The organism is Pelodictyon luteolum (assembly GCF_001622165.1).
Classification (GTDB): Bacteria; Bacteroidota; Chlorobiia; order Chlorobiales; family Chlorobiaceae; genus Chlorobium; species Chlorobium luteolum_B.
Map to the genome: position 1 here is coordinate 1 of NZ_LVWG01000015.1, position 12,746 is coordinate 12,746.

The window sequence follows — 12,746 nt, forward strand, 5'->3', positions numbered from 1 at the left end:
GCGCTCAGCCGGTTGGCCCTGGGCTAGCTAGCTGGCGCACGATGGCCGAACCCACCATGCCACGGTGGCCAGCGACGTAGATTTTGGGATGTTGGGTCATGATTGCGCCCGTCCATAGGTATCTTCAAAACGCACGATGTCCGTCTTCGCCCAAATAGCTGCCCGACTGCACTTCGATGATTTCGAGCGGTATCGAGCCAGGATTAGCAAGTCGATGAACTTCACCCAGGGGAATGTAGGTGGACTGGTTTTCGGTCAAGGTCAGCACCTTGTCTCCGTTGGTGATTTCGGCCGTGCCGGTCACCACGATCCAATGCTCGGACGCGGTGATGGTGTTTCTGCAAGCTGAGGCTGGCTTTGGGCTTAACCTGAATGCGTTTGACCTTGAATCGACCACCCTCGTCAATGCTGTCGTACCAGCCCCCATGGGCGATGCACTTTGCGGTGCAGGGTGTGCTCTTCGCGCTGGGTGGCCTGCAGCTGGCTGACGATGTGTTTGACGTCCTGGCTGCGGGTTTTATCTGCCACCAGCACTGCGTCGGGCGTTTCCACCACGATCAGGTTTTCTACGCCGACCAAGCTAACGAGTCGGCTGGTGGCGTGCACCAAGGTGTTTTTGGTGTCTGTGGTCAGTACGTCGCCTAAGTGCGCGTTGCCAGATTCGTCTTTTGGCAAGACATTCCAGACGGCATCCCAAGCCCCAAGGTCATTCCAACCTGCATCCAGCGGGACCATCTTGATGGGGAAACTGCTGCTTGGGCAATGTTCCATGGCGGCGTAATCAACTGAATCGGATGGGATGGCAGCGAATTCAGCCTTGCCGGGGCGGACAAAATTTGTTGTCAGCGCTGCGCTTGTGCCAGGCCGCTTGCGTGGCCTGCAGGATGTCTGGCCGGAACTGCTCGAGCGCCTTCAGCCAGACTGAGGCTTTGAGCACGAACATGCCGGCGTTCCAGTAATAGCCGCCTTCGTCCAGGTACTGCTGCGCGGTGGATGCGTCCGGTTTTTCGACAAAGCGCTGGACTGACATGGCTGCTTCTTTCGTACCAGCGCTTGCTTGGATGTAGCCGTAGCCCGTTTCGGGTCGATCGGGCGTGATTCCCAGAATGACGATGCTGCCCGTGGCAGCTTCGCGGATGGCGTTTTGCATCGCGACGGTGAAGGCGACTTGGTCAATGACGGTTTGGTCAGCCGGGGTGACGACCAGCACTGGGTCGATCCCGTTTTGTTGTGCGGCCAGCGCAGCCAGGGTTAGTGCGGGTGCTGTGTTACGCCCCACCGGCTCCAGCAGAGCAGCGCCCAGTTCGATGCTTACTTCGCGCAGTTGCTCGGAAGCCAGAAAGCGGTGTTCTTCGCCAGTGACGATAAGGGGCTTGGCCACCTGAATATCGTCCGCACTTACGGCTACCAGGCGTTGCGCGGCTTGCTGGAAGAGGCTTTCGTTCCCGGTAAGGCTCAGGAACTGCTTGGGAAAACCTGCTCGGCTTAATGGCCAAAGGCGGGTGCCGGAACCGCCGCAAAGGATGACGGGGGTGATATGAATCATGCTTTCTGAGTTCTCTGGCCGTTGCCCTGGTCTTCGCCCACTTCAGACTTCAACGCCTCAATCTCCACCTTTAGCGCGTCATACTCTTCCATCTTGCGTTTGAGGAAGCGGCTGGTAAGCGCGACCTTTTCGGCAATGCCCTGGGGGGTGAGCAGGTAGACGTACTTGAACTTGTTCTTGCTTTTTGAAAAGTTCGCCATCTTCACAAAGCCCTTGTCGATGAGGGCGTTGAGGCAGTAGTTCAGCCCCCCAACGCTCATGCTGAGCTTGTCGGCCAGCTCGCGCTGGGTCAGGTCCGGGTTGTCTTGCAAGATGCGCATGATCCGAAAATGGGTGTCTTCTTGGATCTTGGCTTGGCGACTGGTCATGCTTGTGCGACTCTTTATTGAGTTGTCGTAAGGGCTAAATGGGTTCTGGGCACGCTACCGCCATGCCGTGTCACTACGGACAAGCGCGGTATAGGGGGTAAAAAGTAAGGTGTAACGCACTTCTGTAAGAAGTCGAACGAGTCTACCGCAAAACCAGCGTCCGTTCTACAGTTGAACGAAACTATTTCTCGATTCGTGAATCGATGATGAGCCTGTGCGGCTGATCTTGGCCAGTCAGGCCCCAGTGGCGGCCTCCTCTGGTGCCGCTTCAGTAGCCTGAGCCTGTTGTTGCACCGCCTCTTCCATGCTGACGGTGTTCACCACCAGCTCCAGGTGGGTCAGGATTTCGGGTTCGTGGCGCCCTATGTAGCTCTTGACGGCCCCGTTGGCCAGCAGCTTGGTCAGGTAGCCCTTGGCCACCACCAGATTGAGCAGGTCTGAGCCGTAGGAGCTTTCGGCCTCCTGGTACTTCTCCTGCACCTGGCTCATCTCCTTTTCCAACTTTTCGATCTGCTCGATAGGCGCGGTCTTCTTGTCCTTCTCGGTGGGCTTGACGTCGGTGCGTTGCTCGGGCGGTGTGGCCTTGAGCAGGGCCTCGGCATGCGCCACGGTGATGGTGTTGCTGGCAATCATCAGCTCAACCGCCTCCACTTGGCGGGCGGCCTTCATGTTACGCAGGATGCGCGTGACGTCTGGGGTGAACTGCTTGTCTTGCAGCAGGGTGATGGCCTCGGGGCAGATGCCTTCGAGCAGGTTGATGCGCCGGTTGATGGAGCTCAAGTTGACATTGAACGCTCGGGCGAGACGTTCCTTGCTCACGCCCCGGTCGATGGCGCGGCGGATCATGTAGTGCTCTGCGCCTTGAGGCGAGCAAATGATAAAGAACGAAGGGCTGCCTCCTCGGCTCTGTCAAAGACTCTGGGGTCTCTCACTACATTCAGGTTTTAGCAGCCCTTCGTTATTGTCTCTGTTGTTAATGTCTCCAGTGAAAATGGATTGCCGCGGCCTTCGGCCTCGCAATGACGTTACACATTGAGCTTCGCACGTACAATTACGTCACTCCACTGCCTTTGAAATTTGCAATGTCTGGCCGGCGACAAGTGCATGGGTCGGATCATACGCGCATTTCTTTGCGGTCACGGCCCAAATGATGCGTGCGGTCTTTGCTGCCTGGGCTACGACGACGATGTTGGTTGGACGACGCTGCAATAGCTGTTGCAGCCATGCGCTCTTCTCTTTGGTCCGGTACAGGACGCTACGGGCTCCATGGATCAGGAGTGTGCGAAGGTAGGGATCGCCTTTTTTGGAAATCCCAAGCAGACGTATCCGTCCGCCGGAGCCAGACTGGCGTGGCACCAGCCCGAGCCAAGCGCAGAACTCACGGCCGTTTTTGTAGATAGAGGGATCGCCCATGGTCGCGATGACTGCTGTTGCCGTCAACATTCCGACCCCAGGGATCTGGGCAACTCGCTGCATGTCCGGATCACTCCTGAAATATTTTTCCAGGTGTTCGTCGATACGTGCGATGCTCTTTTCCAGCGATCGGATGCGCTCGACCTGGTCCTGGAGGCTTGCGAGAAGGAACGCCGGAAGTTCGCCTTGTCGGGTTTCAAGCACCTCCCCGACAGCTTTAAGGAACAAGTCACGACCGCCTTTAGGGAAGATGATGCCGAATTCATAGATCAATCCCCGGAGGGCAAGAACCTGCCTGGTACGGAACTTCGTCAGCATGTCGCGCTGGCGGTGTAGGGAGAGCACCGATTGCTGGGCGACGGTTTTGATGCTGGCAAACTTGACGTCGGGAAGCTGAACGGCCAGCCAGATTGCGCGGGCGTCAATGGCGTCGGTTTTGTTGCCGGTGATGAAGGGCCGGATGAGCGCGGTCGGGAGCAGGCGAACACGATGCCCATGGCTTTGCAGCAGGCGCCCCCAATAATTGGAGCCGCCGCAGGCTTCCATGGCGATCAGGCAGCTACCAAACCGGGCAAAATAGTCGACGACCTCGCTCCGGTCAAGCCGGACCGATATTGAAGCTCCGGTAGAAGGCTTGACGCTATAGACCTGAAAGACATGCTTTGCCGTATCCATGCCGAATACCTGGCGATCTTCGACGGTGCCGATGGAGTGCATGGTCGGGTTCGGTACGACGGAGAGTGCGGTTGATTGGTCGCTCGAGGTTTTTGATTGCCTCGGCCTGACAGGCTGTCGGGCTTACAGGAAACATGCACCTTGTTTTCCCTGAATACACGCGTCCACTTCGTCATTGCGAGCGTAGCGAAGCAATCCATGCATGAATTCGGTAAGATGGATTGCCACGTCGCGTAGCTCTTCGCAATGACGGAAGAAAAGATGGCAAAGTCCGTCAGGCTGCTATAGGGGCTCGCGGCTAAAGGCTGAATCTCGCAATGACGAAGGTCTGAGGACGACGATTTCTGGTGAGTACGGATGGATTGCCACGGCCTTCGGCCTCGCAAAGACGGAGGTCGGAGAATGACGCTCGCAATGACAAAGGCAGACGGCACGATCCGGAATGGATTGCCATGTCGCTGTGCTCCTCGCAATGACGGAGAAAGTTATAGTGCGGCGATGTCGTTGTAGAGATCGGACCATGTGGGGTTCATGGATTCGATCAGGGTGATTTTCTTTTGGCGCGATCCTGCTTTGAGCTGTTTTTCACGGGCGATGGCGGCTTCCATGGTTTCGTGCTGCTCGTACCAGAGGAGGTCATGAACGCTATATTTGCTGGTGAAGCCTTGGACCTGGTTGTTTTTGTGTTGCCAGATTCGTGCTGGCAGGTTGCTGGTGACACCTACGTACAGGGTGCCGTTTGGTTTGCTGGCGAGGATGTAGACGCAGGGGTGTTTCATTGTGTTGTTGGCCGCCTCGCATGGATTGCCGCGCTTCGCTCGCAATGACGAATGCATGAAACCGGACTGCTTACCGCCACGTCCTTTTCACTCGCGGCTAAAGGCTAAACATCGCAATGACGGGGATGGATTGCCACGTCGCTACGCTCCTCGCAATGACGGCCCCACCACAACTTTTACATGCGCCTGCTAAACCCACAGCATACTACAGAATTCCGGAACGCAGTTGGGCGGAGTCCATATCGCCATGGACTACCATGCCGGAAGCGGTGTCTACCATGCGTACTGATCGTCAGGATTCCGCCAGGAATCGGTCAAGCTGGTTAACCAGATAAAACGGCAGGTCGATCAAGGTGAACGGTTGCTGCTGTCCGCCGCTTTTTGCGATGAGCTGCTGCAGGGACGGTTTCAGCGAACTGACCCTGACGGCCAGCGAAGCGTGCTTCTTGAGCATGAAGGAGTGCAGGGACTTGATGCTGCCCCGTTCTCCGGACTTTACCTCCACCGGATAGATCCGGTTCCCGGTCTCAAACAGAAAATCGATTTCCGCCTGCCCTTCGGATTTCGGCGGGTGCCAATAATAGAGCGATGGATCGACATAACCGGGTCTGAGGGTGAGGAGCTGCTGACCCACGAACTGCTCTGCCAGGACACCCCGACCTGAGAGTTCGAGCGGCAAGCCCATGACCGCCTGTGGCTGGATCCCCTGGGCGGCAAGCCTGACGGCCGTTGTTTTGCCGACCTGGCGTGCACCACGGATCACCAGTGGCTTGCGCTCTTTTCGGTGATACCAGTTTTTATCCCTTCAACAACCTGACGGCTGAACATGTCGCCTCCACCTCATTGCATACCTTGGTTCAAGGATGGTCATCAAGGTCGGAATGTGCCATTTTTATTCATACGTATGCATGAAAGTGGCACATTTCAATACAAGAGGCAACCAAACTGAATCATCGATGCGCTGAAGATCGCCGTTATTACTCCGGCGATTAAACGTGTCAATTTGTTTCGTTACCGGATGTCATTCTGAGCGAAGCGAAGAATCCATAAGGCATTGTCGGGAATGAAGATGGATCCTTCACTTCGTTCAGGATGACAGACCGGACATGAAATTGCTTTGCGTCCTTTAGTCGCCGGAGCAATAACATGATCGGGAAGGCCCGGTGGAGGTGGAAAAAGCTCAAGATCAGCATGTCACACCAGCCGGCTTCGGCGACTATTGGTCACCCTCCGGACCTGCTCAACAGCGGGGCTACCCTTGAAGAAATCATACACAAAGTGCGCGGCCGTGAGAAGGCCGATACCCTGCCACGCTACGTGGAGCGCACCCGGCCGCCGGGGCTTGCGTGCGAAGCGTCAACCAAGCCGTCTGTCGGACTTTGCCATATTTTCTTCCGTCATTGCGAGGAGCGCAGCGACGTGGCAATCCATCTTGCTGAATTAACGCATGGAATACTTCGCTACGCTCGCAATGACGCAGAGTAGGAGTGTATTTCTGGTGAATAAGGTGCTTGTTTTCCTGTAAGTCCGACAGGCTGCTAGTCGCCTGTCAACGGGGCGTGACTCCCGGCACCGGCGTCACGCCCGCTACCTGAGCGCATCAACAGGCCATGCACTGCGGCGTAAAGCACCAGGGCCGCCACGCCTGCCGTTATGAGAACAGGTTTCGAGCCATAATGCATGACCGCGATGGACGAAGTTGCGACGGCGAAGATCCAGCAGAATGGCGATACCAGGCCGTTGCGCAGGGACTGGGGCAGGAAATGGAAATAGCGGCGGACCAGCTTGACCTTGATGAGGCTGTGCAGGTGCTCGCTGTCGGGCTGGCCGGGATGGCTTTTGTTCCAGTAGCGCCGTGCCATGCTGAAGAGGGTCTCGATGATCGGGTAGCTGCAGACCAGCAGCGAGGACCATTTTGAAATGCCGGCGTTGCGCATGGGGAGCATGACGGCCACCCAGGCGAGCAGGAAACCGAGCAGGTAGGCGCCCCCGTCGCCCATGAAGAGCTTGCCGAACGGGAAGTTGAGCAGGAAGAAGCCGGCGATGACGATGATCAGTGCGATGCAAAGCTGCATGAGCACCAGGTCCCCCACTTCTGCGGCAATCATGGCGAAGGCTCCGAAGCAGATCATCACCGTACCGCTGGCCAGACCGTTGAAGCCGTCGATGATGTTGGTGGCGTTGGCGATGCCTGCGACGGCGAAGGTGGTGAAGGATACTGAAACCGGCAACCAGGCGAGCAACACGTCGATACCGATAACCTCGATGCGGTTGAGCGAATAACCGGTAAGCCACCAGGCGCAGAGGCCGCTGACCATGGTGGCGAGCAGGCGGTTGCGGACGCTGACTTTTTTTGTGAAGTCTTCGATGAGTCCGGCGGAGAACGCCGGGATGGCAGCGATAATAAGGCTATTGAGCAGTGCTCCTGAAGCCTGGGGCAGCAAAAGTGCAGCGACGATGAGCGCCGGGAACATGGCGAGGCCGCCAATGCGGGGCGTCGGGGAGGTATGGAACTTCTGGACGCCTTCGTTCGTGTCGTATGAGTGCCTGCCGTGCCATTTGCTGGTCAGCACGATCAGGAGGCTGATGGCGAACGATGAGATGGCGGGGGCAAGCATGTTCAGAGAGGCTGGAAAGGTCAAAACGTCGGAATGTGGCCTGTTATTATCACAAGATGGTAACTGATTGTGGATCCTTCGCTACGCTCAGGATGACAAGATGGTTGGAGCCCTACTTGGTCAACCTCTGGGTTGCGCCAGGCAACCTGTCGGACTTTGTCATATTTTCTGCCGTCATTGCGAGGAGCGCAGTGACGTGGCAATCCATGTAACCTGAATTCATGCATGGATTGCTTCGCTCTGCTCGCAACGACGAAGAGTACACGTGTATTCCTGGTGAATACGGTGCTTGTTTCCTGGAAGTCCGACAGGCTGCAAGAACGTAGCTATCACCGGATATCGCCGGTCAGTTCCATTTGAGGTAGCGCTGCAGGAGCTGGAACTGCTTGCTGCTTTCGGGGTCCTGCTTGGCATGTTGCAGGGCTTCGGTGATGAATGCCCAGAGTACGGCGAGGAAGACTGACGCCAGAGCTGCGATAAGAATGATTTTGCTGCGTTGCGGGCTTGACGGGCGATCCGGTATCGCAGCTTTCTGGAGGATCTGGAAATTGGCGGCGTTGTTGGACTCTTCGATTCTGGCGAGCGCAACCTGCTTCCTGAGTTCCATGGCATTGGTTTGGGCATAGGACTGCTCCTTGACCAGTCGCAGGTAGTCGAGCTGCGGCTTGGTGAAGTTGCCGGTCAAGAGCGAACCCCCTTCCACTTTTCCAAGCTCTGACCAGAGCGAGTTGACCTCCTGCTGCAGCCTGACATAGGATGCGTTTTTCATCGTGTCGTCGCCGTTGCGCAGGAATGCCAGTTCGACCTCTTTGGCTGCGATCTGGGCCTTGAGGGCCATCGAAGACTTGACGTAGGCTTCGATGTTCCCGTTCACCCCGACGTCACCTGACTGCGCCTTGAAATCAGCCAGCGCGGTTTCGGCATCGATGAGTTCCTGCTGGGCTCGCACCTGCTGTTTCTCAAGGGAGATCCGGCGAGTCGATGCCTCGGTGATGGGCAACTGCTCACTTATCTGCCGTAACTGATCAGCGTAGCCATTGGCGATAGCCGCTGCGAGTTTCCCGCTGTGGTCGGAGACGTTGACCCCGATCGTGCCGTCCTTTTTGTCAAGCGCAATCTGGGTTACGTCAATCAATTGCTCACGTGCATCTTCAGGAGTGGCTCGGTTGTAAGCAGTCTGCAGTTTGAAGCGTTTGACCAGGCTGTCGGCAACCGGCTCGCTTTTAAGCAGGGAAACATAAATCTCTGTTGAGACATTCTTGCCGCCGATGGGAAAAATCTTTGTGGTGGCCTTGTAGGTATTCGGGATGAAAAGCGTAACGATGCCGGCAATGAGCGCGACGGCAATCGGCATCCCGATGATGAGCCGCTTGTGCTTGGCGAGGGTAATGGCAAGATCGAGGAGGCTGATCTCGTCCTCCATCGGCTCGTAGAGCTGATGAATCTGGTTTGAGGGGTTGCGGGTTGTGGCTGCGTGTACTCTTTCGTTTCGCTCATCGATACGGAATCCGTTTGCATGGTTTAGCTCACCCAGCAGGCGCATCTGAATCCAAATCATGTTGATACTACAAGCTTCGCTCCTTTCAGTCACACCTGAAAGCTGAACTTGCCCCGCCGAGGGCATTGCTACCTGTCGGAGAAACGATCGGATTCAAAGACATTCCTCTACGGTACTGCGTCATTGCCATCGCGGGAAGCCGATGCCTTGCTGAGTAATGAACAATATACAGCGCCATTCCGAAGTTTCCTTGATGGGATATTGACAAAAAAGCAAAAAACAGTATTTAAATCGAAATAAGATACAATCTTACAGTATTCTCACATATACCCTATAAGCCGAAGTAGATAAGGGGGACGTTGGTGAGCGGCGTGACTAATCAAGCGATAACAACACCTACCCTCCCCACTCACCGATCCGAAGAAACACAGTCAAGCCGGGAGATGATATCCCGGCACACCGGGAACACGTTGCCACATCAGCCCCGCGTCGTGAGGGAACAGAATTACTCACGCCAATCACCACCGTCCCCCTTTTTTTTGGGGGGGATCCGAACTTTAACGGCTGGCGGAAAACTTCCTTCGGAGACGGCACACCATGCGGTGCATCGGCTTGACATTGTATGATGCGAGCGCGTATAGTAAGAATCCCAAGACCCAGATGTCGAAGAGTATGGCGTCAGGGATGTGCAAGAGAGTTCCCGATACGGCAATGCCGGCCGAGGCTATCGTCAACACGGCTATGAAGAGTACGCTGCCTCTGTGGCCGAAGCTCATCGCCTGAAGGATATGATGCACATGGTTGCGGTCCGGATGGAACGGATGCTTGCGTGCAATGATCCTCTTGAGCATGACAACAAGGGTGTCGGCGACCGGCACGGCAATCACGAGTAAGACGGCGACGGGAGAAACGGAGATGGCAGTTCCCGGGCGGGTGAGCTCAACGGCTACCCAGGCGAGCGTGAAGCCTATGCCCATGCTCCCGGCATCGCCCATGAAGAGTCGTGCGGGGTTCCAGTTGAAATAGAGGAATGCGGCTATGGCAGTAGCGAACACCGCACAGAGGAGCTGGAGGTCAGGCCTGCCTGAAACGGCTGCGAGAAGACCGTAGGCGACGAAAGCGATAAACGATATGCTTCCGGCAAGACCGTCAAGTCCGTCAATCATGTTGACTGCGTTGACTACGCCGACGATGCAGATGATGGTCAGCGACCAAGCGGCTACGCCGGTTTGTATCTGGCCGAGGCCGAACAAGTCGCCGAACGATTGCAACGGATGGCCGCCGGTGGCAAGCACGAGTAGCGTGGCAAGCGCCTGGAGCATGAAGCGGAACTTGAAACCGAGATGGCGCCTATCGTCCACAGCGCCCGTTACCATCACGATCAGCAGGGCTGCAAGAAAGCCGATCCGGGAAATGGAGCGCTCGCTGAAAAGCAGCAATGCGGGCATGATGCCTGCGAGCATACCGAGGCCTCCGACCACCGGCTTGCTGTCTGAATGGAGTTTGCGTTGTCCATCCGGATGGTCGACCAAGCCTAACCGTGCTGCGTTCGGAAACAAGATTTTGATCGAACCGAAGGTTACGGCAAATGCGATCAGGCTCGGCGTGGAAAGGCCAGCTATGGAGGATTCTGAAAGCATTTGGGACTGGGGTGAGTGGTATGAAAACGTGGCGTTCACCGCCATGAGCGCGTCAGGCTGAGAACGATTCCTGTTTTCGGTTCTGTATCGGCGGCGGTTTCGATGCTGACCTGCTGGGTGAAGCTCCACTTTCGGTTGATACGGGTGGTGTTCTGCAGATCGCAGGCAAGCGTCGTGGTTTTGGTGTCGCCCTCCAGCGGGGCTGAAAAGCTGCCGCTGTTGCGGATCCAGGCGATGCGGATCAGGGGATTGACGAGATTGCTGAAACGCATGAGCGCTGCGCCGCTGAGTGCAGTAATGCGATTCTGGGGGTTCCAGATGTCGGAAGCGGTTTCATTGAACGGGATGAACGGGTGGCCGATGGCCCACCCTTCGTGCACCCAGCCGCCATAGGTGCCGTTCGTGTAGTAGTTGTCGGAAAAAATTTGGCTTCCAGAGCTTTTACGGGTATTGAAGTACTCGACGTTGAGGCGGGCAATCCGGGCATCAGGGTCCTTGAAGATCACGCTGGCGCCGATGAGGTAATCACCGGGGTCCCAAAAGCGGAGGCCGCTACTGTCTTCGAACATGCTCTGGACATAGAGGTAGCGATCGGTGTCGTAGCCTTTTGCCTTGAGGGCGAATTCGATGGTGCCGCGGTGGTCACCGAGGGCGTTGGCCTGGTCGCTCTGGGTTGCACTGGCCCCGCCTTTCGAGGCACGTACGATCTTGAGGAAATCGTCGAAACCTGAGGGCTGCCCGTCCCCGCCCCAAACGGCGACATGGTGGATTCCGGCATAGAAGTTCATGCCGTCATCCGGCCAGTCGCTGCCGAATCGCAGGTAGAGGTATTTTTCATGCAGGTACGCATCATGCACCAGCTGGTCGTCGCCGAGCCATCCGTGGGCAAGGCCGGCATTCACGCCGAGCCAGTCGGCAAGGTCGGCATAGCCGCGTGTCGATATGGAAGCTTTCGGGATGGTCGGGGCGTTGCGGCTGTAGACCTCCGGTCCGGAGGTAAGCACCGGGTCGGCAAGGCCGACGTTCTCGGAACGGCGTCCAAGGATGAACTGGAGCTTTTTCCAGGTGAGGCCGGCGTATGAGTCGGTCCAGCGTGGAGCGGGATCGGTGTTGCTCCTCAGGGTGAGGTCGACGCCGTACATCCAGTCGGACGTTTTTTCAGGGTCGGGTTCCCTGCCGAGTCGAAGCCTGGTGAATGCGCTGCTGCCATCTCTCGGGATACGGGCGTCCTGATTTGCCCAGATCCAGAGCGGCGCTTCGTTGCCGCCAACAGCCGATACCCCGAAGGTATGGTCGAGGTAGCCGATCCATTCGTTACGTTCGTCAGCAACGACGCGAAGCGGTAGGATGGCGATGCAGACCAGAAAAAGCGGTATCGATCGGAGGCGTTGCATGGATAAGCGTGATAGTATCGACCCCGGCTGGGCGGCGTGTGGGCCAATGATTGGCGGCGTCAGTTCCAGCGGAGATAGTTGCGAAGCTGGGCAAACTGGGCGCTGCTCTCTTTGTCCTCTTTGGCTTTCAGCATTGCTTCGGTCACGAATGCCCACAGCACGGCGAGGAAAGCACCTGCAAGGGCGGCGATGAGCACCATTTTGCTGCGTGCAGGTTTGGATTTTACTTCTGGCTCCACGGCTTTATCGAGCACCTGGATCACGGAGCTCTCCCTCGCTTCGTCGAGCTTTGCCGCTTCGTACTGCTTGGCAAGCAGTTCATAGACGGTCTCGTAGTATTTGACGTCGCGGGCTTTGCGCAGGTAGTTGAGGCCTGCCTCGGGGGCTTTGGCCGTGGTTACCGTTCCCACCTCGACCTTCGAGAGCTGGGCACGAAGGCCGGCGAGTTCCTGCTGAACTCTGAGGTAGTCCGGATTGCTTCCTGTGGCGAAGGTGCGCATGGCATTGAGCTGCACTTCTTTCATGGCCACCTGGGCCTTGAGGTTGGCCGCTGCCTGCACGAGGGCGCCGGCCTGGGCATCAAGCTGGATGAGACCGGTCTTCTCCTGTGTCTGCTTGAGCGAGAGCTCGGCGTCTGCAAGGTTCTTGCGTACTTCGTAGAGCTGCTTGGCGAAGAAGAGACGGCGCTGCGAGGCCTCCGTGACCGCGAGCAGGCCCGTAAGGCGCTGCAGTTCGTCGACATAGCCGTTGGCCAGAGCGGCCGCGCGCTTCGGGTCGCGGTCGTCGATACTGAGGTTGATGAGCCCGTCCTTGCC

11 protein-coding genes and 1 pseudogene are annotated in these 12,746 nt (G+C 57.0%); 1 reads left to right on the plus strand and 11 read right to left on the minus strand.

The window, feature by feature from the left end; all coding sequences use genetic code 11:
- Positions 1-96 precede the first annotated feature (96 nt).
- From A3K90_RS01520 to A3K90_RS01545, 6 genes and pseudogenes are all read right to left on the minus strand, one after another.
- A pseudogene (locus tag A3K90_RS01520) lies at positions 97-1,546 on the minus strand (mannose-1-phosphate guanylyltransferase/mannose-6-phosphate isomerase).
- The gene (locus A3K90_RS01525; protein WP_303680833.1) at positions 1,543-1,914 is read right to left on the minus strand and encodes a MarR family EPS-associated transcriptional regulator; all 372 of its coding nucleotides are present in this window, start codon (positions 1,912-1,914) and stop codon (positions 1,543-1,545) included. Before A3K90_RS01525 ends, A3K90_RS01520 begins: the two are co-directional and overlap by 4 nt.
- A 234-nt stretch (positions 1,915-2,148) precedes the next feature.
- A complete protein-coding gene (locus tag A3K90_RS01530) occupies positions 2,149-2,760 on the minus strand; it encodes a plasmid partitioning protein RepB C-terminal domain-containing protein (protein ID WP_303680834.1) in 612 nt (203 codons plus the stop codon).
- A gap of 210 nt (positions 2,761-2,970) precedes the next feature.
- Entirely contained in the window at positions 2,971-4,044 is a 1,074-nt protein-coding gene (locus tag A3K90_RS01535; RefSeq protein ID WP_303680835.1) for an IS110 family transposase, read from the minus strand.
- A gap of 443 nt (positions 4,045-4,487) precedes the next feature.
- Positions 4,488-4,781, minus strand: coding sequence for a GIY-YIG nuclease family protein (locus A3K90_RS01540; RefSeq protein ID WP_369690401.1), 294 nt, complete (start codon positions 4,779-4,781; stop codon positions 4,488-4,490).
- Between the two features lie 292 nt (positions 4,782-5,073).
- On the minus strand, positions 5,074-5,544 hold the full coding sequence (locus A3K90_RS01545) for a DUF4143 domain-containing protein (protein WP_303680837.1): 471 nt from the start codon (positions 5,542-5,544) through the stop codon (positions 5,074-5,076).
- Positions 5,545-5,972: 428 nt separating this feature from the next.
- On the opposite strand from A3K90_RS01545, the gene A3K90_RS01550 reads away from it, so the two are divergent.
- Positions 5,973-6,266, plus strand: coding sequence for a hypothetical protein (locus A3K90_RS01550; protein ID WP_303680838.1), 294 nt, complete (start codon positions 5,973-5,975; stop codon positions 6,264-6,266).
- A gap of 53 nt (positions 6,267-6,319) precedes the next feature.
- Here the strand turns inward: A3K90_RS01550 and A3K90_RS01555 are convergent, their stop codons facing one another.
- The 5 genes from A3K90_RS01555 to A3K90_RS01575 all read right to left on the minus strand — a co-directional run.
- Positions 6,320-7,399 carry a glycosyltransferase gene (locus tag A3K90_RS01555; RefSeq protein WP_303680839.1) on the minus strand — a complete coding sequence of 360 codons (1,080 nt, stop codon included), beginning with the start codon at positions 7,397-7,399 and terminating at the stop codon, positions 6,320-6,322.
- 346 nt (positions 7,400-7,745) lie between these two features.
- Positions 7,746-8,957 (minus strand): Wzz/FepE/Etk N-terminal domain-containing protein, encoded by a 1,212-nt coding sequence (locus A3K90_RS01560; RefSeq protein WP_303680840.1) that lies wholly within the window; start codon positions 8,955-8,957, stop codon positions 7,746-7,748.
- Between the two features lie 497 nt (positions 8,958-9,454).
- On the minus strand, positions 9,455-10,537 hold the full coding sequence (locus A3K90_RS01565) for an MraY family glycosyltransferase (protein WP_303680841.1): 1,083 nt from the start codon (positions 10,535-10,537) through the stop codon (positions 9,455-9,457).
- A 35-nt stretch (positions 10,538-10,572) separates the two neighbouring features.
- Positions 10,573-11,931, minus strand: a complete 1,359-nt coding sequence (locus A3K90_RS01570) for a capsule assembly Wzi family protein (protein ID WP_303680842.1) — start codon at positions 11,929-11,931, stop codon at positions 10,573-10,575.
- 59 nt (positions 11,932-11,990) lie between these two features.
- The coding region (locus A3K90_RS01575) for a GNVR domain-containing protein (RefSeq protein ID WP_303680843.1) at positions 11,991-12,746 on the minus strand (756 nt) is incomplete at its 5' end.

Excerpts from the sequence above, each read along its gene's own strand:
- A3K90_RS01525 (WP_303680833.1), bottom strand. The coding sequence starts at position 1,914 with ATGACCAGTCGCCAAGCCAAGATCCAAGAAGACACCCATTTTCGGATC.
- A3K90_RS01530 (WP_303680834.1), bottom strand. The coding sequence starts at position 2,760 with ATGATCCGCCGCGCCATCGACCGGGGCGTGAGCAAGGAACGTCTCGCC.
- A3K90_RS01535 (WP_303680835.1), bottom strand. The coding sequence starts at position 4,044 with ATGCACTCCATCGGCACCGTCGAAGATCGCCAGGTATTCGGCATGGAT.
- A3K90_RS01540 (WP_369690401.1), bottom strand. The coding sequence starts at position 4,781 with ATGAAACACCCCTGCGTCTACATCCTCGCCAGCAAACCAAACGGCACC.
- A3K90_RS01550 (WP_303680838.1), top strand. The coding sequence starts at position 5,973 with ATGTCACACCAGCCGGCTTCGGCGACTATTGGTCACCCTCCGGACCTG.
- A3K90_RS01555 (WP_303680839.1), bottom strand. The coding sequence starts at position 7,399 with ATGCTTGCCCCCGCCATCTCATCGTTCGCCATCAGCCTCCTGATCGTG.
- A3K90_RS01560 (WP_303680840.1), bottom strand. The coding sequence starts at position 8,957 with ATGATTTGGATTCAGATGCGCCTGCTGGGTGAGCTAAACCATGCAAAC.
- A3K90_RS01565 (WP_303680841.1), bottom strand. The coding sequence starts at position 10,537 with ATGCTTTCAGAATCCTCCATAGCTGGCCTTTCCACGCCGAGCCTGATC.
- A3K90_RS01570 (WP_303680842.1), bottom strand. The coding sequence starts at position 11,931 with ATGCAACGCCTCCGATCGATACCGCTTTTTCTGGTCTGCATCGCCATC.